Origin of the sequence: Microcystis sp. LSC13-02 (assembly GCA_002282935.1) — a bacterium.
Classification (GTDB): Bacteria; Cyanobacteriota; Cyanobacteriia; order Cyanobacteriales; family Microcystaceae; genus Microcystis.
The window spans coordinates 1-22982 of the sequence record MTBT01000169.1 but is presented as its reverse complement, the minus strand read 5'-3'; the positions used below and the strand labels follow the sequence as shown (position 1 = coordinate 22982).

26 protein-coding genes and 3 pseudogenes are annotated in these 22982 nt (G+C 39.9%); 15 read left to right on the top strand and 14 right to left on the bottom strand.

Translation table 11 applies throughout. From position 1 onward, the window contains the following. The first annotated feature begins 312 nt into the window (after window positions 1–312). Together BGL89_RS10290 and BGL89_RS10285 are read left to right on the top strand one after the other, a co-directional pair. Window positions 313–711, top strand: a complete 399-nt coding sequence (locus BGL89_RS10290; protein ID WP_286825635.1) for an FHA domain-containing protein — start codon at window positions 313–315, stop codon at window positions 709–711. Between the two features lie 154 nt (window positions 712–865). Then, window positions 866–1258, top strand: a complete 393-nt coding sequence (locus BGL89_RS10285; protein ID WP_286825634.1) for a DUF4278 domain-containing protein — start codon at window positions 866–868, stop codon at window positions 1256–1258. A gap of 87 nt (window positions 1259–1345) precedes the next feature. Here the strand turns inward: BGL89_RS10285 and BGL89_RS10280 are convergent. Both BGL89_RS10280 and BGL89_RS10275 read right to left on the bottom strand, forming a co-directional pair. Next, a pseudogene (locus BGL89_RS10280) lies at window positions 1346–1630 on the bottom strand (DUF4276 family protein); the annotation flags it as partial. Continuing rightward, window positions 1630–2814 (bottom strand): AAA family ATPase, encoded by a 1185-nt coding sequence (locus BGL89_RS10275; RefSeq protein WP_286825632.1) that lies wholly within the window; start codon window positions 2812–2814, stop codon window positions 1630–1632. The gene BGL89_RS10275 and the pseudogene BGL89_RS10280, both read right to left, overlap by 1 nt. Before the next feature lie 238 nt (window positions 2815–3052). Here BGL89_RS10275 and BGL89_RS10270 point away from each other — a divergent pair, with 238 nt between their 5' ends. Then, entirely contained in the window at window positions 3053–4192 is a 1140-nt protein-coding gene (locus BGL89_RS10270; protein ID WP_286825631.1) for a geranylgeranyl reductase family protein, read from the top strand. Here the strand turns inward: BGL89_RS10270 and BGL89_RS10265 are convergent. Further along, a pseudogene (locus BGL89_RS10265) lies at window positions 4166–4310 on the bottom strand (3-dehydroquinate synthase); the annotation flags it as partial. The gene BGL89_RS10270 and the pseudogene BGL89_RS10265 sit on opposite strands and share 27 nt — an antisense overlap. Before the next feature lie 85 nt (window positions 4311–4395). Here BGL89_RS10265 and BGL89_RS10260 point away from each other — a divergent pair. From BGL89_RS10260 to BGL89_RS10240, 5 genes are all read left to right on the top strand, one after another. Continuing rightward, the gene (locus tag BGL89_RS10260) at window positions 4396–4719 is read left to right on the top strand and encodes a hypothetical protein (protein ID WP_286825630.1); all 324 of its coding nucleotides are present in this window, start codon (window positions 4396–4398) and stop codon (window positions 4717–4719) included. A gap of 43 nt (window positions 4720–4762) precedes the next feature. Continuing rightward, complete coding sequence (locus BGL89_RS10255) at window positions 4763–5092, top strand: DUF6883 domain-containing protein (protein WP_286825629.1); 330 nt, start codon at window positions 4763–4765, stop codon at window positions 5090–5092. Between the two features lie 6 nt (window positions 5093–5098). Beyond that, on the top strand, window positions 5099–5359 hold the full coding sequence (locus BGL89_RS10250) for a DUF4926 domain-containing protein (protein WP_286825628.1): 261 nt from the start codon (window positions 5099–5101) through the stop codon (window positions 5357–5359). Beyond that, window positions 5340–5660 (top strand): hypothetical protein, encoded by a 321-nt coding sequence (locus BGL89_RS10245; RefSeq protein WP_286825627.1) that lies wholly within the window; start codon window positions 5340–5342, stop codon window positions 5658–5660. The genes BGL89_RS10250 and BGL89_RS10245 overlap by 20 nt, the downstream gene beginning before the upstream one ends. Before the next feature lie 69 nt (window positions 5661–5729). Continuing rightward, window positions 5730–6008 (top strand): hemolysin XhlA family protein, encoded by a 279-nt coding sequence (locus BGL89_RS10240; protein ID WP_149107955.1) that lies wholly within the window; start codon window positions 5730–5732, stop codon window positions 6006–6008. Window positions 6009–6165: 157 nt separating this feature from the next. Here BGL89_RS10240 and BGL89_RS10235 read toward each other — a convergent pair whose 3' ends face one another. Both BGL89_RS10235 and BGL89_RS10230 read right to left on the bottom strand, forming a co-directional pair. Beyond that, entirely contained in the window at window positions 6166–6426 is a 261-nt protein-coding gene (locus tag BGL89_RS10235) for a type II toxin-antitoxin system RelE family toxin (RefSeq protein ID WP_036385768.1), read from the bottom strand. Beyond that, window positions 6419–6604, bottom strand: a complete 186-nt coding sequence (locus BGL89_RS10230) for a YlcI/YnfO family protein (protein ID WP_002756239.1) — start codon at window positions 6602–6604, stop codon at window positions 6419–6421. The genes BGL89_RS10235 and BGL89_RS10230 overlap by 8 nt, the downstream gene beginning before the upstream one ends. Window positions 6605–6964: 360 nt before the next feature. On the opposite strand from BGL89_RS10230, the gene BGL89_RS10225 reads away from it, so the two are divergent. Continuing rightward, entirely contained in the window at window positions 6965–11005 is a 4041-nt protein-coding gene (locus BGL89_RS10225; RefSeq protein WP_286825626.1) for a DUF3110 domain-containing protein, read from the top strand. Window position 11006: 1 nt separating this feature from the next. Here BGL89_RS10225 and BGL89_RS10220 read toward each other — a convergent pair whose 3' ends face one another. The 3 genes from BGL89_RS10220 to BGL89_RS10210 form a co-directional block, all read right to left on the bottom strand. Next, on the bottom strand, window positions 11007–11384 hold the full coding sequence (locus tag BGL89_RS10220) for a hypothetical protein (RefSeq protein ID WP_286825625.1): 378 nt from the start codon (window positions 11382–11384) through the stop codon (window positions 11007–11009). A gap of 30 nt (window positions 11385–11414) precedes the next feature. Beyond that, window positions 11415–12515, bottom strand: coding sequence for a 3-dehydroquinate synthase (gene aroB / locus BGL89_RS10215; RefSeq protein WP_286825624.1), 1101 nt, complete (start codon window positions 12513–12515; stop codon window positions 11415–11417). A 154-nt stretch (window positions 12516–12669) separates the two neighbouring features. Next, window positions 12670–13065, bottom strand: a complete 396-nt coding sequence (locus tag BGL89_RS10210; protein ID WP_286825623.1) for a hypothetical protein — start codon at window positions 13063–13065, stop codon at window positions 12670–12672. Window positions 13066–13479: 414 nt separating this feature from the next. Here BGL89_RS10210 and petN point away from each other — a divergent pair, with 414 nt between their 5' ends. The 4 genes from petN (at window position 13480) to BGL89_RS10190 (ending at window position 16651) form a co-directional block, all read left to right on the top strand. Further along, entirely contained in the window at window positions 13480–13569 is a 90-nt protein-coding gene (gene petN, locus BGL89_RS10205) for a cytochrome b6-f complex subunit PetN (RefSeq protein ID WP_012265708.1), read from the top strand. A gap of 16 nt (window positions 13570–13585) precedes the next feature. Continuing rightward, complete coding sequence (locus BGL89_RS10200; RefSeq protein ID WP_002768280.1) at window positions 13586–13729, top strand: hypothetical protein; 144 nt, start codon at window positions 13586–13588, stop codon at window positions 13727–13729. Between the two features lie 42 nt (window positions 13730–13771). Beyond that, complete coding sequence (gene sbcD, locus BGL89_RS10195; RefSeq protein ID WP_286825622.1) at window positions 13772–15097, top strand: exonuclease subunit SbcD; 1326 nt, start codon at window positions 13772–13774, stop codon at window positions 15095–15097. Window positions 15098–15205: 108 nt separating this feature from the next. Beyond that, window positions 15206–16651 (top strand): serine/threonine-protein kinase, encoded by a 1446-nt coding sequence (locus BGL89_RS10190; protein ID WP_286825621.1) that lies wholly within the window; start codon window positions 15206–15208, stop codon window positions 16649–16651. Between the two features lie 6 nt (window positions 16652–16657). On the opposite strand, the gene BGL89_RS10185 is transcribed toward BGL89_RS10190, so the two are convergent. The 5 genes from BGL89_RS10185 to BGL89_RS10165 all read right to left on the bottom strand — a co-directional run bounded on the left by BGL89_RS10185 (window position 16658) and on the right by BGL89_RS10165 (window position 21033). Continuing rightward, window positions 16658–17110, bottom strand: a complete 453-nt coding sequence (locus BGL89_RS10185) for an ATP-binding protein (protein ID WP_286825620.1) — start codon at window positions 17108–17110, stop codon at window positions 16658–16660. Next, window positions 17097–18092, bottom strand: coding sequence for an anti-sigma factor antagonist (locus BGL89_RS10180; protein ID WP_286825619.1), 996 nt, complete (start codon window positions 18090–18092; stop codon window positions 17097–17099). The genes BGL89_RS10185 and BGL89_RS10180 overlap by 14 nt, the downstream gene beginning before the upstream one ends. A 114-nt stretch (window positions 18093–18206) precedes the next feature. Beyond that, window positions 18207–18857, bottom strand: a complete 651-nt coding sequence (locus BGL89_RS10175) for a DUF3318 domain-containing protein (protein ID WP_286825618.1) — start codon at window positions 18855–18857, stop codon at window positions 18207–18209. Window positions 18858–19151: 294 nt separating this feature from the next. Then, window positions 19152–19781: a ribonuclease D gene (locus BGL89_RS10170; protein WP_286825617.1), complete on the bottom strand. Its 630-nt coding sequence runs from the start codon at window positions 19779–19781 to the stop codon at window positions 19152–19154. Between the two features lie 259 nt (window positions 19782–20040). Beyond that, window positions 20041–21033 carry a CAP domain-containing protein gene (locus BGL89_RS10165; protein WP_286825616.1) on the bottom strand — a complete coding sequence of 331 codons (993 nt, stop codon included), beginning with the start codon at window positions 21031–21033 and terminating at the stop codon, window positions 20041–20043. A gap of 91 nt (window positions 21034–21124) precedes the next feature. On the opposite strand from BGL89_RS10165, the pseudogene BGL89_RS10160 reads away from it, so the two are divergent. Together BGL89_RS10160 and BGL89_RS10155 are read left to right on the top strand one after the other, a co-directional pair. Continuing rightward, window positions 21125–21241, top strand: a pseudogene (locus tag BGL89_RS10160) (helix-turn-helix domain-containing protein); the annotation flags it as partial. A gap of 267 nt (window positions 21242–21508) precedes the next feature. Beyond that, window positions 21509–21895 (top strand): hypothetical protein, encoded by a 387-nt coding sequence (locus BGL89_RS10155; protein WP_002799133.1) that lies wholly within the window; start codon window positions 21509–21511, stop codon window positions 21893–21895. A gap of 91 nt (window positions 21896–21986) precedes the next feature. On the opposite strand, the gene BGL89_RS10150 is transcribed toward BGL89_RS10155, so the two are convergent. Continuing rightward, window positions 21987–22745, bottom strand: coding sequence for a GAF domain-containing protein (locus BGL89_RS10150; RefSeq protein WP_286825615.1), 759 nt, complete (start codon window positions 22743–22745; stop codon window positions 21987–21989). Between the last annotated feature and the right edge of the window lie 237 nt (window positions 22746–22982).

Here is a 22982-nt window from a genome sequence, read left to right as displayed (position 1 = left end):
GCAGGTGCGAAACCCCGCAAGGGAAAGAAGCAGAAACCTAAATCGTGAGGTTTGGGAATCACCGTCCGTTTACGGCGGTGAGGATGTCAAACCCCATCAGTTTTATTAATACTAGGGCGAAGTGGCTAGATTTTCTGGGGGAGGTCGGTTCAGAGGGAAAACGAAAGTGTGAGACAATAGAAAGAAAAGGCTTAGTCAAGTAACTAGAGATTTTCATTGCTAGGACTTAAGACTTAATGGCAAGGATGAATCTCTTGACAGCAAATAAGATTTACCCTGTCCACCGCCCCTATCTTGTCGCCAATAGTCACCGTGATCACTTTAACTCTTTTACACCCCAGTCAAGCCACGCCCCTACAACATTGGCAATTTAACAATGATCAATCAACCATTCTCATCGGCAGGGCACTGGATAATCATGTAGTTCTCTATAGTGCTGTGGTTTCGAGGCGGCACTTAGAAATCCGCCATAATGATCGCGATAATTGGGAATTGGAAAATTTAGGGGCAAATGGGACGTTTCTCAATGGCAAAGCGCTCGAGAAAACCGCCGTCGTCGATGGTATGGTGGTTCGTTTAGCCACCTCTGGCCCGCAAATTCAAATTCGTCTCATCGATGAGGACGAGCAACCAAAATTAATCCTCAAACCCCTAGAGGCTCCTTTGCCGGCCGACCAAACCCAGCTAGACAAGGATACTATGGCCAACTAGAAAATATTAAATTTTTATAAAGTTTTTTCAATTTGCCTAGCAAAATGTAAAAATAAATACAGAATAATAAATAAGATCTTTTCATTTGTTGTCCCTATATAGGGGCGACAAGGGGGATTAAAGTCACTTTAAAGCATTGCAGGGAGTCGGTGATATGACGTTAGTCTATCGAGGAGTTAAGCACGAAAGGGATTCTCTCCCCTTGGAGATGAATACTGGAGATATCGGGGGTAAATACCGAGGTCAAGACTGGAATCACCATTATCCTCGCCATATGCTCCAATTAGAGCCGAAACTGCATCGTCAGTATCGTGGAGTTGCCTACAGCACCCGTCCTCATCTTGCTGGACAAGTCATCCCCAACACTTGTCCGTTACCGGTTGTCAAACCCCCTATTGTCGTCCAAGAGGAAACCCTTTCTAACGTCCATCTGAACAATATTCGTATTCGTCTGGAACGTCGTTTACAAATCGCTCAAGAGAATGGTGACGAAAACCTTGTTAATCTCTTGAAAAAAGAATCCCAAGACTTAGCCTTAAACTGCTAGATTAGCGGTTTTTCCCCACTTTCCCCTCGGTTCTGCCGGGGGGAATATTTTTGGGCGCAAAAATGCCTAAATCTTCCCCCCGCTCACTATTAATACTTGAGCATCACTGGCATTTTTACAAATTTCTCCTAGTTCCTTTTTGAGTTTTTAACAATCGTGGGAATCCTGATCGTGAACAATAATAAATTTGGTATTGGGACTAGATTTCTTGAAAGCTTTGAGTTTTCTAGCAATAGATTTGGCTAGGTCTTGTTTACCTTGATGACTAATACATATATAGCTGATTTCTGGGGGAATAATTTTAGGTAAAAGTTCGTTTAACACATTTTCTATAGATGACTCTTCTAGCAAAAATACGATATTATAGTTCATTATGGCGCTACTCCTTTAAACCAGCCTTGATTCCAAAGATAGCCGGGTAAATCGCCTTCTGCTACTAAGTTTTTGAAGATTTCGCTATCGGTAGCCCTATGGATTTGGGTGATACCTTGGGATTTAATTAGCCAGAAAATACTAGCTAGTGGAACCGCATTGAGAAAATCGGGGGAGTGGCTAGAAACAAATACCTGACCCCCCCGATAGCTATAGTGAGCGAATTCTTCGGCTAGTTCTTTTAATAAAGTAGGATAAAGTTGGTTTTCTGGTTCTTCGACACAGAGTAGGGGATGAGGATTGGGATCGAATAGTAATATTAAATAAGCGAACATTTTCATAGTCCCGTCAGAAACATAGCGATCAATAAAAGGGTCTTTAAATGCTTGATCTTGAAAACGTAAAATCAAGCGACCGTCTTCGGTTTCTTTGGCTTCCACAGAGGAAATACCCGGAACTCGTTGTTTCATTCTTTCGAGAATTTGCTGAAAAATTTGGGGATATTGTTGATAAATATATTGGGCAACTGTTGCCATATTATCACCCGTGGGGGATAAGTGTTCAGCGTAAGATATTTCTTTACTTCCTCTAGCTTCGCTAATGTGAAAGTCGGAAATGTGCCAATTTTCAATCAGAGAACGAAAAGCAGTAGCGGCTTTAAAACGTTGAAATTGTCCTAATCCTTTGAGCGCTAGTATATCGTTAGATTCTAGCTTTTGTTCTTCTCGATCGAGTTCTTTATCTGGTTTACTAAAATCTTCTTCATTGGTGATAGCATATCCTTGACCGCGTTGAAAATCTAAAAAATGAAAAGGTGCACCGTGTTCACCCCGTTTATAGCGAAGTATTTCGCGTTTGATCATGGGGCGATTTTCCTCTTGTCCAATTCTGAGTATATAAGTAACCAGACGTTCTGTATCTGAGATTTTCATCCGAAATTGCAGCTCGATTTCAATATCTTCTTTTTCTTGACCTCTGGTAATAACTTCTTTATAACCGCCCCGAATTTGTAAAGCTTGGCGAATGTTGTTTTTAAGGGCATCTCGCAGAAAGCCAAAAATATCAAATAGGGTAGATTTTCCTGTCCCATTAGCTCCAATAATCACGCAAAAAGGGGGAATATCTCTTATGTGTATATTTTTAAACATACGATAGTTGGTTATTTTAATAGAAACAATTTTCATGACATAATCGAGCCGTTATAGTTTTTTTGATTATACGATTGATCAGGTGAAGATAATTGATCAATTAGCCAAAAAAGCCAGAGATTAGGCTCTCTTGGACATTGGGGGATAAATCAGCTAGAAACTAGAGAGGCAAGCTCAACCGCCTGAGGAAGGGACAAGAAACCAGACTCAACACAAGTTGCCCAAAATAGCGTAAATTGTCTATAAATTTGTTCAACGACTTAAATTAGTACAAATGTTTGACTGTATTATCATCGGTGCGGGGCCAGCAGGAGCGACGGCGGGTTATCATCTAGCTAAAAAGGGACGTTCGATCCTGATCCTCGATAAAGCGAAATTACCCCGTTATAAACCCTGTGGTGGTGGGGTATCCCCGGCAATTAAGCAATGGTTTGATTTTGACTTTACCCCCGTGATCGAGAATACCGTCACCCAAGTGGAGTTTACTTGGAAACAGGGGGATACCGTCACCACTAAGTTAAATATGCTAGAACCGATGTGGATGGTACAAAGGGATCGTTTCGATGATTTTTTAGGGCAACAGGCGATCGCAGTCGGGGCAACCATCCAAGATAACAGCGAAGTTACCCAGATCAAATTCATCCAAGATCACTGGCAAGTTACCACATCCCAAGGAACATTTTCAGGTAAATATCTGATTGCTGCCGATGGTGTTAGGGGCAATACCAGTCGCTGGTTGGGATTACCGGCGAAAAACGAAGCGATCGGTGCTGCTCTGGAAATTACTAACGCAGAAGCGACTATTCCACCCCAAAAAGCTTTTTTTGATTTTGGTTCCCTAAGAAATGGTTATATCTGGGCTTTTCCCAAGTCTAATGGTTACACAATTAGCGGTGGTTGTTTTAAGGGCAGCATCAAATCCGAGGATCTGAAAAAACAACTGTTAAATTATGCCCGTCAAAAGGGCTGGAATTTACAGGATTATCGCTATAGTGAGTATGCTTTAGCCCTTTGGAACGGAAATCAACCGCTACACGCCCAAAATGCCTTAATTACAGGAGAAGCGGCGGGGATTCTCGATCCTCTTATCGGTGAGGGTATCCGTCCGGCAATTTTGACGGGAGTTAAGGCAGCCGAGGCGATCGATCGAGCTTTAGCCGGGGATAATCGCGCTTTAGCGAACTATAGTCGGATAATTCGGGAAGAATGGGGGGAAGATATGGCTTTAGCGGCCAAATTAGCCGGTTTATTCTATCAATTTACCCAAATCGCCTATAATATCGCCGTTAAACGCCCGATCGCCGGTCAACTGATGGGACGTATTCTCGTGGGAGATTTAAAATACCGGGATGTTACGGAACAAGCGATGCAACAATTGAAAAAACGTCTATTGCCCGGATTTGGTTGGGGGTAAAACTTCTCTTACCATGGGGGAGGTAACTCGATCGCTGATGGTTACTTTCCCGATCGCCGTGGGTAAAATAAATCTAATCTTTGCCATCTTTGACCTTTTTATCGGCAGTAAGTGCCTCGAAATTCAGGGATGCAGGAAGGATAATAGTTCTCTGAATATCGACTATAATGATTGATAATCTTTCTGATTAGGGGAGAAAATAAATGTCAGTGATGATTGAACAAAGTCTTGAAAAAATTCTAACAGAAATTAGTCAAAAACTAGAAAATGTCCAAAAAGATGTTACAGATATAAAAATTCAGCTAACAGAAGCTAAAGGCGAAAGACAAGTATTAAAAGTAGAAATAAATTCTGTAAGAGGAGAAATAAATTCTGTAAGAGGAGAAATAAATTCTGTTAAGGAAGATGTCAAAGAAATTAAAAGATCACAACAAGCGCAAATTTGGACACTAATTGGTATTTTAATTACTGCGGTGGGAGGTTTTTTAGTAGCAGTTGGTAGATTCGTTATTTCAGGTAATCCTTAATCATAGTCCTCAGGCAACTTAGTTCAAATGATACTGTAAAGACATGAAATTACCTAACGGAGAACAGGCAGAAATTGCTATGGAAAAGTTAATCAACTATTGTTTAAATCCAGAACATTCTAGCGGTAAAAACAAAGCTAGAGTTTTCAAGTCCCGTTTAGGAATAACTCAAGAAAATGCTGAATTATTACTATCAATGATTCAACTAGCAGCAATTGAAGGTGAAGTCGTTCAGCAAGCACAGACAGAATTTGGTCAACAGTTTAAGGTAGATTGGACTATACCAGATCGGCAAGGAATGCAACTTCGGACTATTTGGGAACTCACTTCGACTAATTCTAATCCTCGTCTTATTTCTGCATTTATTAGGTGACAATATATGAAAAATATTTTAATTTTAGATACTGTGGCTATTACCAATCCTGTTACTAAGGAAAGATTAACTTTAGTTGAACCAGAATATGAGTCTATAGAAAGCTTACCAAGTGGACAAGTTGGAACGGTAGTGGAAGTATATGAACGAAACGGAGAAAAGCAATATTTGGTGGAATTTTCTGATAATCAAGGACGGGAATATGCTATAGCTCTTTTAAAAGAAGATGAGTTACTTGTTTTACATTATGAACTTGAAGTTGCTTAATTATCGTAATTGTAACTTACAGCGCGATCGCTTTTCTGACAACCTTACCACCAATCCCCAACTCTTGATGATTGCCGATGAATCGCTTATAACTGAATTAACCGCCACCATTTACAACGCTATGAATGAACAACTCACCCAAGCTTACCTAAATCTCATTAATCAATTATTAACCTGTAATGAAGGCGATGAACCCCAAATATTACAGGAAAATCAGAGATTATTAGATCGGGGTTTGATAGAGATAATGATAGCTGTAGCGCAACAATACAGGGAAGCAGGAAGGGAAAATGAGGCGTAATCGTTGACAAGCACTTGAGACAAAATATACAATAATACTGATAACCATCATTATCAGGAGAATCATCAGATGTCAATTACGATTGAACAAGATCTCAAAGAAATTTTAGGTGAAATTAATCAGAAACTAGAAAAACTTGATAATCGTCTGAATAGTCTAGAAATTGGACAAGCTAGATTAGAGGAAAAAGTCGATGGTTTAGAAAAAGATATTGAAAGTTTAAAAGATGATACAAAGGAAATAAAAGGCTCTCAAAAAGCACAAATTTGGACATTAATTGGAATTTTGGGAACGGCTTTACTCGGAACAATAATTCGCTATATTATTCTTCCCTTTCCTCAATCATAAATATAATCACAAAAATCATAGTACAGACAATGAACGAACAACGCACCCAAGCTTATCTAAACCTCATTAATCAGCTATTATCCTGCAATGATGGCGATGAATCCAGAATATTACAGGAAAATTAGGAGTTGATAGGGGATAGAGTGAAAGATTTATTTTATTTTTTGTAAATATCTCCGCGAGTACCAATCTGAGTAATAATATAAATTCGATTTTCTTGATCTATAAAAAATAAACAGCGATAATCTCCTATTCGTAATCTTAATTCTGGTCTTCCTTTAAGGGGCTTAATATCCGCATTTTCAGAGTTGGTTAATAAAGATTTCAATCCTTTAATAATACGCTCTTGATCAGTTTTAGACAACCGTTTTAGATAGCGTTGGGCAGGTTTTAAAATAAGAAAACGCCACTCACTCAAGGTTTTCTCCCCATAGGTCTTGTTCAAGTTCTTCTAAAGAGATTCCCTGATCTTTTCCTGTTAAATAATCTTGCCAAGCTGCGTCACTTTCGGCAATGTCTTCAGGAGGAATAATTTCGGTTTCATCCCCTTCAACAAAAATCGGTTGAAATTGCATTTGTTGAGTTGGTGTTGTCATGATGGTATTTATCCTAGTTAGTTTTCTCATTTTATCTTAACATTGAGATTCTTAAATGATTCATGATTTAGGCAAAATTCCTTTTTTTTCAATATAATCAAGAATAATCCTGTTCAACCCTCTCTCAACCCATGAACGAACAACGCACCCAATCCTGTCTAAACTATGATTTTTTTTGATTATTTGACTGACTATGATTGTTTTTGCCTATCATCTCTGGGATATAATTGTAATAATCGCGCCATAATCCTAACAATCATAGTCCTCATTCAATTATGTCCAATTTTTTGCGGAATGGGAAATTAAGGTGTTGTAGTTCTGGTAAGTTTCGTGGTTTAGAAGTGATAAGGAGTCTAAATTATGTTTGAACGGTTCACAGACCAAGCGATTAAGGTAATTATGATAGCGCAGGAGGAAGCGCGTCGCTTGGGGCTTAATTTTGTAGGGGTGGAGTTTATATTTTTAGGGTTAATCGGTGAAGCAACAGGAATTGCATCACAAGTTTTAAGACAGCAGGGAATAACACTAAAAAATGCTCGGATTGAAGTTGAAAAAATTCTAGGAAGGGGTTCAGGAATTAGTCCAGAAATGAATCCTGTAGATATTCCTTTTACAGAGTCGGCAAAACTCGTTTTAAACAGTGCATTATCATTTGCTGATAAATTAGGGAGTGAATCTATTGATACAGAGCATTTACTGATTGGGATTTTTCAGCAAGGAGAAAGTACAGCGATAATTTTACAAAATTTACAGGTCAATCCGAAAGATTTAACTGTTTCTTTGAATCGGTATTTTCAGCATCAACCCTCTAATCAGTTACCTCAAACTGTTTATGTTCTTCTCTACAATGTTGGAACAGATAATGAGGGTATTCATACTATAAGTGTAGATGATAATCACAAAATATTACTGTTTGAGTCTCAAGAAGATGCGGCTACTTTCGTACAACAATTAGGGGAGCAGAATTTTCCTGTACCGAGTGTTGAAGCAATAGAAGCTGAGGATATTTTGGGATTTTGTCAGCAGCAGGGTTATGATTGGGATTTAGTGCCAGAAGGAGAAAATCGAAATCCTCCCAGAGAAGGTGTAATTTTTAATCAAGCAACATCAGAACTTAATGACTCAAAACCTTCATTAAAAATAGAGTATTTAGAGCTAATTGAGAAAATAATGTCTACAGCTTCGGAAGATGACGAAAAAACTGCTCAATTATTAATTCATGTATTAGAAGAAAATTTAGAATTGTTAGGTGAAGAATTACTTGAAACAATGATGAGTGTTGCACAGCAGCTTGAAAACGAAGGACAAAAAGAAATATCACGAGTAATTACTACTCTAGCTCAACAAGGATTACCAGAATTATTTGATTCATACGAAGTTGAAATTATCAATTCAGCAAACCAACCTCAAAGTTATTTTGAATTATTTATAAAATTATTAGAGCTAAGTTCTGCACCTTCTGCATCCTTCAATCATTTTCTTAAAAAAAACTTAGATAAATTAGATAATTCTTTTATAGAAGTAATAAATGATTGGGGAATAAATACATTTTCAACTTTTGAAAAAAAGACAGTCGAATATACTGCGGATGCTCTAGTAAATCTTGGTAATAAATTTCAAGAATTTCCTCTGGGTAACATTTCTATTAATCAAGAGATTGCTATTACATTTCATAAAATTTCTCTTACTTTCTTTAAGTTTGATGATTTTCCTTATGACTGGGCAATATCAAAAAATAATTTAGGAAATGCTTATGTTAGTAGAAGAAAAGGTAATATAGCAGATAATATAGAAGAAGCAATAGGATTTTTAAATGAGGCTCTAAAAGTTTATGCTTTCAATAATTACCCATTTTATTGGTCAACAACACTATATAATTTAGGAAATGCTTATTTTCATAGAATTCAAGGTGATAAAGCTAATAATATAGAGGAAGCAATTAAGTGTTATACTGAATCTTTGACGGTAAGAACATTGAATGCTTACCCTTATGAATGGGCAAGAAATCAGAATGCTTTAGGTAACATTTACATAGATAGAATAAAAGGGAACAAAGCTGATAATATTGAAATGGCTATTAACTTTTGCAATGAATCTCTTAAAGTGAGAACTTTAACAGCCTATCCTTATGATTGGGCATTTACAAAAATGATTTTAGGTGATGCCTACCAATACAGAATACGAGGAAATAAAAGCAATAATATAAAAGAGTCGATAAAGCACTATACTGAATCTCTTCAAGTTTTTACAATTAATTTTTTTCCTTATGATTGGGCATACATAAAAAATGGTTTAGCATTGGTTTATTTATATAGAACTGAAGGAGAATTAAGCGAAAATCAAGAAATGGCTAAAAGCCTATTAATTGAAGCACTACAAGTTTATACTTATGACAATGACCTTGTTAGATGGGCTATGATTCAGGGAAATTTAGCTCAATTGTATTCTGAAAGAAAATACGGAAATAGAGAAAATAATCTGAAAAAAGCAATTTATCACTCCAACGAAACTCTAAAAGTTTTTACGTTTGATGCGTTTCCCGAAAGGTGGGCAGCTACACAAAATAATCTAGGATTAATTTACAGAAATCTTAATCAAATTCCTCAAGCAATAGAGGCTTTTCGCTTATGTTTAAAAGTTGCTACTCCGACAAATTTTCCCTTAAAGTGTGCAAATTTAGGACGGAACCTTGGAGACAGTGCTGAACTTATTAAAGATTGGGAAACTGCAATTGAGGGTTATAGTATTGCTATTAAAGCCGTTGAAAATGCTCGCTTAGAAGCATTAAACCCCCAAGATCGTCAAGAGATTTTATCCAATGCCATTGATGTTTTTCATCACATTGTGCAAGCACATCTTAACCTCAATCAGCCTGAGAAAGCATTAGAATATATCGAACGCAGTAAAGGGCGTAATCTGGTGGAATTAATTACCCAGAAAAATCTACATCCCCAAGGGGTTAGTCCAGAAATCATCGCCCAATTAAATGAATTAAAACAACGAGTTGTTAATGAACAAATTCGCTTACACCATCAAAGCATTAACCAGAATTTAATGCGTAGTGATAACCTAACTCCCTACGTTCAAGATCACAGTTATCTGAAGGAATATCAACAAGACTTAGATAATTTTATTGCAAGAGAAATTAAAGATCCTCTCTTTAGCCTCACTCAAAAAGTTGAGCCGATCCCATTTACAGAGATTCAAGCTTTAACCGATGCTGAAACTTGTCTGCTGCAATGGTATATTACAGGAGAGAAAATACTCGCTTTTGTGGTGTCTGCTGAGGGAGAGATTAAAGTTTGGCAATCTTCCGAAGATAATGTAAAACAGTTGGTTGACGTATTCCTCAGTTATCTACAGCTTTACGACTCCGAAAATGGCAAGCAAGAATGGAGAAATCAACTGTCTAACCTCTTACAGACTTTTGCTGATACTCTGCATATTAATAATATTCTTGCCCTCATTCCCGATACTTGTAAACGCTTAATTATTATTCCCCATTGGATTCTGCATATCTTACCCTTACACGCCTTACCCGTTACCGTGGAGACGCAAGCCTTACGTCCAAATCTAATACTACAAGATTTATTCCCCAAAGGCGTACAATATGCGCCTAGTTGTCAAATCTTGCAAAAAATTACTCAAAGTTTTCATCATTCCGACTTCAATAAACTGTTCGCCATCCAAAACCCCACCAAAGACTTACCTTATACCGACCTAGAAGTTAATATCCTCTCAACTTTCTTTACTGAAAGCCAAATTATTGCCAAAGATAACGCCACCCAAAATACTGTTCTTCCCCCTCTCAAATCCTCAGATACCCACTGTTATCACTTCTCCTGTCATGGAAGCTTTAACCCAGCTAATCCCCTAGAATCCGCCTTATTCTTAGCTAATAAAGAACCACTAACATTAGGCGAAATCTTTGAACTGCGCTTGAATAAATGTCGCCTTGTCACCCTTTCCGCTTGCGAAACTGGCTTAATTGACTTAAACTCTATCAGCGATGAATATATCGGTTTACCCAGTGGTTTTCTGTTTGCAGGAAGTCCCAGCGTTGTCAGTAGTTTATGGAAAGTTAATGACCTACAAACCTCCTTCTTGATGATTAAATTTTATGAGATTTTATTTGATGAGAATCAGCAAGTTTCTGTACCAGTTGCTTTGAAACAAGCTCAATATTGGTTGCAGAATTTGACCGTACAAGAATACCTCAATCAATTGAATAGTTGTCAAGAAATTGTCAAGCCAATGCAACAAAAATTAACAGCAAAAGAATTTACTCGATTGATGGATATGATTGAAGATGAACAAAGTAGAATAAAAGGGTTTGAGCCTAATTATAAACTTTTTGAGAACCCTTTTTATTGGGCGGCTTTTACCGCAGCAGGTATCTAAACTAACTACAAAAATTGTCTAATCTTTTCTTGACAATATAAATGGCTAAAGTAGTTGCCACAACTTCAAGAATTGGATTACCAGAAGTAATAAATAACCCAACCAATCCACCTAATATATTAGGAGCAATATCTTGTCTAATATGATCATGACATATTAATTGACGTGCCTGGGTGATAGCTTGTTGCCAAAAACTTTCGCCCTCTGCCCTCACTATATCAATATTTGAACGCCTTACTAATCGAATAGCAGCGTACTCCAAATCGCCGTCACATCGATCAATCATGTCAAGATCCGCAAGTGCTTGAGGATTATCCGCTAATTCAGCGCGAAACTGGGCAATTTCTTCAGCAGTAACTTGTATTGAGTCAGTCGTCATATTGGGAGCATTCCTTAATTGAAAAAACGTCTATTGCCCGGATTTGGTTGGGGATAACACCTCGCGCACCATGGAGGGAGTAACTCGATCGCTAATGGTGACTTGGCCGATCGCCGTTGGTAAAATAAATCTAACTTTGCCATCTTTGACCTTTTTATCGGCAGTAAGCGTCTCGATCATCTGGTCGGGGTTTAAGGGCGGAATTTGTGTTTCTAAGCCAGCTTTGGCAATTAACGCCGTTTGTCGTTGATTTTCCGCTTCCGTCCACATTCCCAGTTTAACAGCGATCGCTCCTGCTGCCACCATCCCCATCGCCACCGCTTCCCCGTGGTTAATCTTAGTATATCCGGTTAAACTTTCAATGCCGTGGGCGATCGTGTGACCATAGTTTAAGATCGCCCGCAAACCCGCTTCTTTTTCGTCTTTACTTACCACATCTGCTTTAGCTTGGCAAGACTTTGTAATAATTGTTTGCAATAGCTGGCCATCGATCTGAGAAAAACTAGCTAAATTGTCCGAGTCTTCTAACTGTTTAAATAACTCGGCATCCCAAATTACACCATATTTAATCACTTCTGCCATTCCTGCCCGAAATTCTCGTACCGGTAGGCTTTTAAGCACTTCAGGATCGATCAGAACTAATTTCGGTTGATAAAACGCCCCGATCAGATTTTTGCCCTGGGGATGATTGACACCAGTTTTACCCCCGATGGAAGCATCTACCATGGCTAAGAGGGTGGTGGGAACTTGGACAAAATTAACACCCCGTAACCATGTGGCTGCCGCAAATCCCGTCATATCCCCGATCACACCACCACCGAGGGCAACCATAGTCGAGGAACGTTCCAACCGGTGAGCGAGGGCGCTATCATAAACTTGGGCGATCGCATCGAGGGTTTTATAATTTTCGCCAGCGGGGATCAGATGAGTAGAAACGGTAAATCCCGCTTTTTCTAAGGAATTAACCGCTATTTGCCCGTAGTACTCAAAAATTTCGGGATTAGAAACCAATAAAACCTTTTTACCTAAGCTTAACCGGCTCATTTCTGCACCGAGATTGGCTAAACTGCCCTTCTCGATCAGAATATTATAGGAGCGATCGGGTAAATTAACGGGAATACAAATAGCCATAGGGTGTGGGGTGATGTTTCAGTGATCAGTAATCAGTAAACAGTGATCAGTAAACAGTAAAAAAGCAGCTCCGAGCTTGTCCCTTAATACTATTCACTGAAAACTCGCACCTGATGACTGATAACTGATGACTGATAACTGATAACTGAGTCGGTTATTGGCGCAGCTTAGTCAACTCTAACAGCAGACGAGAGGATAAAAAACAGATAAAGCTCTCTCCCAGAAAGAGACTTAAGCGCCCACTGTCGGCGATCAAGTCTGTGGATAATTGTAGGGGAACTAGGCCGCGGACTAGGGCAAAAGCTGCCACTGTACCATCTTTGAGATGGGGATTATCATCGTTACGGACGACATAACGATAGGTGACACCAAAGAGAAATCCGCTAATTATCGCCCCTGATATCTTGACAAAAGTGCCAATTACTGTGATCGATTCCCCTAAAAATACTCGATCGACAATTAAAAATAGCAGATAGGGAACCAGGAAAGCCAGCGCCGAGATACTCCCCACCTGTATGGATTCGATTCTTTCCTTGAGCGTAATTTGCACGATCGCCTCTCTAAAACGGAGTCACTGATGAAGTATTATCGAAAATTTGGGTTGAAAACCTCGCCCTTTAGGGCGACTTTATGTTAGCATTAAATTGAGTCGTTGACTTTGGGAACGCAGGAAACAAGCGACACTCCGTAATCCCTAAATCTCTAACCATCACTGGTACAAAAGCTTTCATCGTAAGTCCACATGGTAAGAGCGAAAAACAATTAAATACTGTGGGACACACAGAAATTTACGCTTGGGGAGTAGTCTTTAAGAGTGCTTACCTTGTAGGTGTAGTCGGACTAGACATGAAACTGTAAGACCAAAATTAGCTTTGCTAGTAGCGGCAAGATTCAGCCCAAGAATCTCCGCACTTTTAGGGCGGAGAGTGTCAACTCCTAAGTATTTCGTTTAACAAAGGCAATTATGGATATTTTGACACTTGGTTGGGTTAGCATTCTCGCCCTTTTCACTTGGTCGATCGCCATGGTGGTTTGGGGTCGTAACGGTTTCTAGGTAATCTATAGATACCATGGAAACATCCCTGATTCTTAACACTCTCTTTCTAGTCGCCTTAATTCTCCTCGTTGTCGTTAGTGGTGGCATTCTCTACCTGACGACTACAGAATGGCGGGATCGCCGTCGTCAAGATGGCGATAAAAAATTAGGAAAATAATCCTGAACAGGTGTACTTAATTGCGCCTGTTTTTTCTTTACCATGATTAAAATACTGCACTTATCGGATATTCACATGGGGAGTGGTTTTTCCCATGGGCGTTTAAACCCAAAAACGGGATTAAACACGCGTTTAGAGGATTTTATGGGCAGTTTGAGCCTCTGTATCGATCGGGCTATTGCCTCCCCTGTGGATCTAGTGCTTTTTGGGGGAGATGCCTTTCCCGATGCCACTCCTCCTCCTTTTGTTCACGAAGCTTTTGCCAGTCAATTCCGTCGTCTTGCCGATGCTGATATCCCGACGGTGTTATTAGTGGGTAATCACGATCAACATTCTCAGGGTAATGGCGGTGTCAGTCTCTCCATCTATCGTACCCTAGCGGTGCCGGGGTTTATTGTTGGCGATCGCCTGACCACCCATCGCATCACCACCCGCAACGGCGATATCCAAGTAATTACTTTACCTTGGTTAACCCGCGCCACTCTCTTAACCCGTCCCGAAACCGAGGGTTTATCCTTGAGTGGGGTAAATGAATTGTTAATTAACCGTTTGGAACCAGTTTTAGAAGGAGAAATTCGCCAATTAGATACAAGTTTACCAACAGTTTTATTAGCCCATTTAATGGCCGATCGAGCTAGTTTAGGAGCAGAAAGATTTTTAGCGGTTGGTAAAGGTTTTACTGTGCCTTTATCGCTGCTAAATCGTCCACAATTCGAGTATGTTGCCCTCGGCCATGTTCACAAACACCAAAATCTTAATCCTAGCAATGATCCGCCCATTATCTATCCCGGGAGCATCGATCGAGTGGATTTTAGCGAGGAAAAAGAAGATAAGGGCTATGTTTTAATAGAAGTGGCTAAAGGAGAGGTTAAATGGGAATTTTGTCCTTTACCCGTGCGTCCTTTCCGTTCCATCGAAGTGGATGTTTCCGAGGCAGAAAACCCCCAAAAAGAATTGCTGAAAGCTCTCAAAAAACACGATATTCAGGAAGCAGTTATCCGCTTAGTTTATAAAATTCGCAGTGAACAATTAGAACTAATCAACACCAATCAGCTTGACGAAGCATTAAAAACTGCCCATAGTTATAGTATTCGGGCTGAGTTAATTAGTCAATTAACCCGTCCCCGTTTACCGGAATTAGGGGTGGGTAATCAATTAGATCCTATGGAAGCGTTAAAAGCTTATATCGATAATAAGACAGATTTGCGCGATATTGTCGATGATATGTTAGAGGCAGCCCAGCTTTTATTAAATCAACAGCCAGAAATTTGGCTAGAGGAATCAGTTATCAGTTATCAGTTATCAGTTATCAGTTATCAGTTATCAGTTATCAGTTATCAGTTATCAGTTATCAGATGTAAGTTTTAAGTTATCAGATGTAAGTTTTAAGTTAATTAGTTAGTTATCTTTATCTTTATACCTGTTTACTGTTTACTGCTCACTGAAACATTTTACCTATCCCTGTTTAAACAAGCCATGAGTTTATGTCTTAATCCCGATTGTCTATATAACAATGATCCTACAGATAAATTCTGTCAAAAATGTTGCTTTCAATTATTACTAAAAGATCGTTATCGTGCTATAAAATTAATTGGTCAAGGAGGTTTCGGTAAAACTTTTCAAGCAATTGATGAGGATAAACCTTCTAAACCTTATTGTGTGATTAAACAATTTTTTCCTAGCGCTCAAGGCAGTAATGCTCTCAAGAAAGCGGCGGAATTATTTAAAGAAGAAGCGATTAGTTTAGATAATCTCGGTCAACACCCACAAATTCCCTCCCTCTATGCCTATTTTACCAGCAATGATGGGCGACAATATCTTGTTCAAGAATATATTGAGGGAGAAAATCTAGAACAAGAATTACAAAGCGAGGGAGTTTTCAATGAGGAAAAGATCAAACATCTTTTATTAGAAATTTTGCCAATTCTTGATTTTATCCATGCTAAAAGAGTCATTCATCGGGATATTAAACCAGCTAATATAATTAGGAGACGCAGCGATAATAAAATAATTTTAGTTGATTTCGGTGCCTCTAAATTCATGCCCATTGCTAATCTTTCCCTGACAGGAACAGTGATCGGTTCGGCGGGATATATCGCCCCAGAACAAAGCAATGGCAAAGCGATTAATAGCAGTGATTTATATAGTTTGGGAGTCACTTGTATCTATTTATTAACGGGAATATCTCCCTTTGAATTATTCGATGTGAGTGAACATGAATGGGTATGGAGACAGTACCTGATTAATAATCCTGTTAGTGTTGAATTAGGTAAAATTTTAGATAAATTAATTGAATTTGGCACCAAAAAACGTTATCAATCAGCCGGGGAAGTCCTGCAAGAGTTAGCAGTAAAATTAGCCGTCGTGATTCCGCCAAAACCCCGATCACAGAATACAATTCAAGAAACGGTTTTGCCAGTTTTTCCAGCCGCCACCAGGGAGGAAATTAACCTCAAAAGTGCCAAGGCAATTGATTACACTAACCTACGGGATTTATTAGCGCGAGAAAAATGGCAAGAGGCAGATCAAGAAACGGCTAATTTATTCTTAAAAGTTGCCGATCGAACTAAAGAAAAATATCTGAAGATAGAAGACATAGATAACTTTCCCTGTGAAGATTTAGCCACTATCAATCAACTCTGGTTAAAATATAGTCAGGGAAAATTCGGTATATCTGTTCAGAAAATAATCTATGAAAGTTTGGGAGGAAGCGGCAATTATGATCAACAAAAATGGAACGCTTTTGGAGCAAAAGTCGGTTGGCAAGTTAATAACAAGTGGTTATACTACGATCAAATTACTTTCTCTCTCAAAGCACCCTGCGGACATCTCCCCACCCTTGTCTGGGGTGTGGGTGGTGGCATAATTCTTTTTTCTCGTCTGGAAACCTGTGTCATGGACGGAGTTTCTAGCAGGGGATAAATTAGCTTAAAAACTTTTCTGGAGAATTAAACAATTTCTCCCTCTGGCAGTGCGGATATATTGTAAAGTATCAGTAAAAGAACGCATAAAAATTAATCCTCGATCGCCTTCCATTTCCAAAGGTGCGACGGGATGTTGTTGTAGAGAATCAAGTTTTGCTTGCAGATCAAAAGGTTGACCGTGATCCCATATTTTTATTTCTAGAGAATGGGACTGTAAAGTTAATTCTAGATCGATCGGTGTGGTCGGTGGTAAATGTTGGTGAGCGTAACGGACAGTATTAGTAAATCCTTCTGCTAAAGCCACCTTACACTGCCAAAGTACCGAGTCGGGTAGAAAAGAGCGGCCGTGAGATTCAAACCATTGTAGGACTGGGATTAAAGCGGCCAATTCCGTCTGGACTTGTAGATGGAATTGGAGGGGGAAAGAAGGGGAATTTAAGACTTCAGAAGGCACCACTGTTTTTTTGAAAGAGAATCAAAATTGTTTTAAAAATCAGTTGTAGATCGTAGCCTAAACTCCAATTTTCTTGATAGCGCAAATCTAGTTGAATTACCTCTTCAAAATTACTCACCCGAGAGCGACCATTCACCTGCCATTCTCCCGTCATACCGGGTTTTACATCTAAACGTTGCCATTGGGGAACATCGTAGCGTTCCACCTCATCGGGGGTGGGAGGACGAGTGCCAACAAGACTCATTTCACCGGTGATCACATTCCAAAACTGGGGCAATTCGTCTAAACTGGTGCGACGTAAAAATTTTCCTACCCGGGTAATCCGCGGATCATTTTTATTTTTAAAAAAAGCTCCCTCCGCTTGATTGGGGATTTTATCCTTGAGTGCTTCTGCATCCACACACATGGAACGAAACTTAAGAATTTTAAATTCTTTTCCCAACCAACCGCAGCGGGTTTGACTAAAAAAAATTGGACCCGGACTGTCTAACTTAATAGCGATGGCAATGGGGATAAAAATAACCCCCGTGATTAATAAACCCACGATCCCACCAACAATGTCAAGACCGCGCTTTAACCAACTGCGAATCGAGGGATGGGTTTCCGGTAGATGGTTTTCATTGGCAGTAAAGCTCTTTTCTTGGGCTGCTAGGGGGGAGGTTTGGAAAGTGAATAATTGATCTAGTCCCGTAATCGATAAAACCCCCATGACTGGGGGATGGACGTTAGCCAGCACTAACTCGATATTTTCTGCCCTGGCCGCTTTGAGATTATGGACTAAAGCACCCACACCACTACTATCCATAAATTGAGTGGCATTCAGATCCAGAATGACTTTTTCGGGAGTGGGTGTTTGGGCGATGAGATGGTGAAACAAATCCTTGAACTGTACTGCTTCCAAGACAGTCAAGCGATCCGGCATCCGCAAAACCGGATACTCCATCGGAATGATCAGAAAACGTGTTTCAGGAATTTGGGAAGTCATCGACACAAAGAGGTGGTTTGATAGATGAACAAGGCCTGATGACCCACTTAAATGTTTACTACACTTTTCCGCAAATACCAATGGGTAATGTCAGAGATTACCTGTAATTATCGGCTAACGAATCTCACCTAGGGGCGGACGGCCTTGGGTTTGGGCCTTCGCTTTGGCTGCACCCTTTCTCAGGGCATCTAAACGGGTCTCATAACGCTTACGCAGACGACGGTTAGGGGTTTGTTCAATTAGGGTTTTAAAGGCACTGCCTAGGCTCTTGTAGGCGTTGGGGAGAGAATAACCGAAACGGGTGGCCAGGGCGATCGCTTTTTCATCAGCTTCGATCGCTTCTTTGAGAATTTTATCGCCATTATTTTTGCGCCAGAGACGATAACCGGAAATCCCACATAATCCCATGGCCAAAAGCAATAATAAACCATCCTGTACCCATAATTCCCCCACCGCACCACCTAAGCCAATAGCGAGGGCGGCCATTTCCCAGCCTTCCCGGGGAATACTATCATTTTGAATCCTGGCGACTTCATGCCAAAAGAGCAGATTACGCTGATCAATGGCTAAATTTTCCCATTTGGCTAAATCTATCTGAATTTCTACCTCATCTCTGCCAATTTCTTCACAACGGATCAGGGGGGGGTTAACCTCTGTGGAACCTTCTACCGTTACCCAACTTTGTAATTCTGGCGGTAGTAGGGTTTTTAGGCGCCGAAGTTCGCTCATTTCGGCTCGTGCAGAGGAGGCCGCATAAGATGTCATAGATTTTTTACCTATTCTCTACCAATGACGATGATTTCTATTTTCGATCATAGCGGTCTTTTTTGTGATCTTGGCAGCTTTTGGCAGTAGAGAGCATTTTCAGTTGTCGGTAATCAGTGAGGGGAGTGGGGAGACCACTTCGTGCGCGTTGCGGGGGGAAATGGGGAAGTGGGGAAGTGGGGAGTGGGGAGAAATAATCCATAACTGGGTTTTTAAGGTTCGATTGGGAGTCAATCATACTATTAAAAACCGATTTGGTATTATTGGCAAAATATAGGCTGTAACTTTTGCCGACTAATGCTCAAATATATCTTTGTATTGCTGTAAATCTAAAGCGGTGAAGATGGGGATACAACTAAAGCATTTTTGGGCTAATTCCCATCTTTCTTCTCTTTGCAGCATCACAATTAATTTATCTCGCACTGACAATAAATAGCGCACATCGTTAGCAGCATAACTCAGTTGTTGTCGGGTAAGATTAGCGGCATTTCCCCAATCAGAACTCTGAGCGGTTTTGTCTAATTCTATGCCTTCCAATTCCTGCACGAGGCTTTTTAAACCGTGACTGCTGGTATAAGTCCGAGCCAGTTTACTGGCGATTTTGGTACAGAAAATCGGTTGAGTGGCAATGGCAAAAGTTTGGGACAATTGAGCCACATCAAAACGGGCGAAATGAAAGACTTTTTCTATCTGCTCATCCTCCATGACCTTTTTCAGATTAGGAGCCTCTGTTTGCCCCCTAAAAACGCGAATAGCGGTGACAAAACCACTGGGATCACAGAGTTGAATTAAACACAGTCGATCGCGCCCTGGAATTAATCCCATAGTTTCTGTATCTACAGCGATCGAATTAACCCCTAAATAACGGGATAATAGGTCATCGCTTAAATCTCGATCGCACACTTGAAAATTATCTAAGTTCATATAGTTAGGGGTTAGGAGAGCTTTTTTCAGTGATCAGTAAACAGTAAACAGTAATCAGTAAACAGTAAACAGTAATCAGTAATCAGTAAAAAGACAGCACTGTTAATGCCATTTAATACTCCTTACTTAAGACTGTCCACTGAAAACTCAAATCTGATAACTCGAATCTGATAACTGATAACTGATCACTGATCACTGATCACTGATCACTGATGTTAAAAACTGGTAATTAAATTAAAATATCATTGGGGGGATTTTGTCAACGCTTTTTAACAAAAAGTTGTGTAAAATAATATTCACCAACATTATTTTTAGCGATACCGATACCGGTGAGATTATAATCACCAACCATATTTTTTTGATGGCCGGGGCTATTAATCCAACCCTTGACGGCAACGCTAACGGGGTCAGGATATCCCTTCATAAAAGCCAAATTTTCGCCCATTTTTTCTAAAGGAATCTTCCTTTGTACTGCCTTGACTCTTCCCTCAAAACCATCATGACTAAAAGGAGCCTGTTTATGGGCCATTTTTTGACTAAATAAGCGAGCTTCATGACTAATACGAGCATCGAGACGTAGGGGCGGTAAATTTTGAGAAATTCGGTAGCGATTAACTTGATAATTAGTGTTTTCTTCGAGGGTGATTAAAAAAGATTGATTCTGGATAGGATCGTAGCTAAGAGGATTAGTAGAAACGGGAGCGGATTGACGTTTTAGAAATATTTGAGTAAAGTATAACTTGCCTTGATTATCCGTCGCTACTCCAATCCCGGTACTATCAAAATCTCCCTCCATATTTTCCCGATGACCTTGACTTTTAATCCAGCCATCCACAGCAATCATTACCGGGTCATCATAACCTTGATTAACTGCCACATTTTCCCCCACCGCTTGATAGGGAACCGAAACACCAATAGTTTGCGCTCTTTTGTCAAAATCTTGATGACTAAAAGGAACTAAACCCGCGGCCATACGTTGGCTATGTAATCTTGCCTGTTGCGAAATTGCTCGATTTAACAGTAGGGGAGATAAATTACGAGATTGACGATAGCGATTGACCTGTTGATAGATTTTATTCTCTAAAACAAGTAAAGTTGCCGCATCTAAAGGCGAGGGAGAGGGAGAAGGAGAGGGAGAGAAAGATGATCCGAGTTCCGCAAAAGAGCTATATAAGGCACTACAGGCCATTAAACTTGTCGATACAAGCATCAAAATTCCTAACCGATAAGGTTTCTTAAAAAAACTTTTCATCAAAAAAATTGGGTCTGAAACCCCGCCGTTCTAGGTTGGATTTACTGTTAAATACTAGCGCATTTACAAGATATATGCCAGAACGTCAGGTATGGGGAAAGCCTATCGCTACCGATTTTACCCAACAGCAGAACAAGAGTCGCTATTGCGGCGCACCTTGGGCGGTGTAAGATTAGTTGAAAATAAAGCTCTCCATGTCAGAACACAGAGAAATCAGCGAAGGGGTTTGAGTTGAATTTCGCCATTTCCCCATTTTCCCAGTCCTGGTGGCGACCTGTTGACCAGAGGGGGGTAAATCTGTCAAGGCAGCTGCGAAACCCGGTAAGGAACCCCAAGCAGAAACCCAAATCGTCAGGTTTGGAAATCACCGTCCGGCCCCGGCGGTGAGGATGTCAACTTTTTGGTGCAAGGGTCAAGACTTGTTAAGATCGATCAAGCCGCTCGCTCAAATTTACCACTTCTGTGGCTCTCATTTATGGTAATCGACTTTCTGCCCTTCACTATCAATATTTCCCCGGCCTTTATTGCCGGTAGCTGTCTCTGGTCTTTAGCATTGTATCTGGGGTTAGCTGGGGTGCGAAATTGGTTTATAGAAATTTTCTATGGCTGGTTTAATTTTGCCGAGCGTTTCCTCTATACTTCCCTAGAGGAGTTTGAAAAAACTCGCGTCGCCAGAGAATCCCAAAATGCTTTTTATGCCTCTATCTTTAGTATTATTCCCTTTCTCATTCTCGGCGGTTTTTCCGATTGGTTAATCGAGATTAGTTTAGGAAAAAGTTGGCCGATTAGTGTCGGTATTCTCGCCTGTGTTGCCTGTGGTGTCTATGAATTAGGACGGCAGGATGGCAGCGGTAATCAGTAAACAACGGACAATTAAGCTGTTAACTATCTCAATTACTTCTTAGGACTGCACCGGAGTGGCAAGTTAGTCGATTTTAACCCTTGACTAGGACTCAATCTTTTCCTTCCAGACGATTTCTATGTTTATTAAGGGTCTTTTGTAGTAAATTCAAAACCTCATTAGCAATCTCAATAACTTGATGGGTTCCAAAACCGGCCTGAGTTAATTCTTTAAAAAAAGCCTTAGCGACAATTTTGGCTAATTTCGGGGGATAAGGAGGGACAGCGATCAAATGTTCGGACTGAATTTCTGCTATTTCTCTAGTCACTGCCATAGCCACAAAACGAGATTTTAATATCCCTTGCAAATGAAAAATTTGCAGGGATTGGGCAGCCTGTTGAGCGAATAACTGCAAGATTTCTAAATCTAATGGTTCAAAATGTTTTTTGTCTAGGGGAAAACTGAGATTAATTACTCCGATTACCTGCTCGTTTAGGATAATCGGTACGGAGATAAAACTATTATTATTTGATCTTTTGGGATAAGGGGCTGCAGTGGAAAATGGCGATCGAGTGATATCCTTAATTAGTAAAGGTTTCCCTGTGGCCGCTACACTGTCGGCAATAACTTGATCGAGTTTAATTATTTCTTGATCAGCCAAAGGTGATAGATCATCATAATGGGCAAAAACTTCTAGATAATCGGTAATTTCCCCTTTTAATTCCTGTGGAGAGCTTAACATAATTGAACAGTGCCGCGCTTGCAATTGATGAGCGCTCATACTAGCTATTTTCCGAAAAATATCTTCGAGATTTTCCTCAACATTCAAGACAAGAGCCAGAGCCGTTAATTTGGGGTTAAAATTATCCATGTATTCAATCACTTATTCAGTCCGAGTTTAGGCTTTCAGGGTGAGGGTGATATTCCCCATATCCCTGTTTGTCTGAGTCTATAGCTTGCCATAGCATCTCATGGAAAGGCTTTTTTACCTTAAATGTCGGTTTGAAGGCTATGTATGTTTCACCTCGGAGATGAAAAACCGACCAGCATAAAACAGCGAAGCACAGCTAATATTCAGGGGAATCCTGATTCTCTACATATTTCTTAA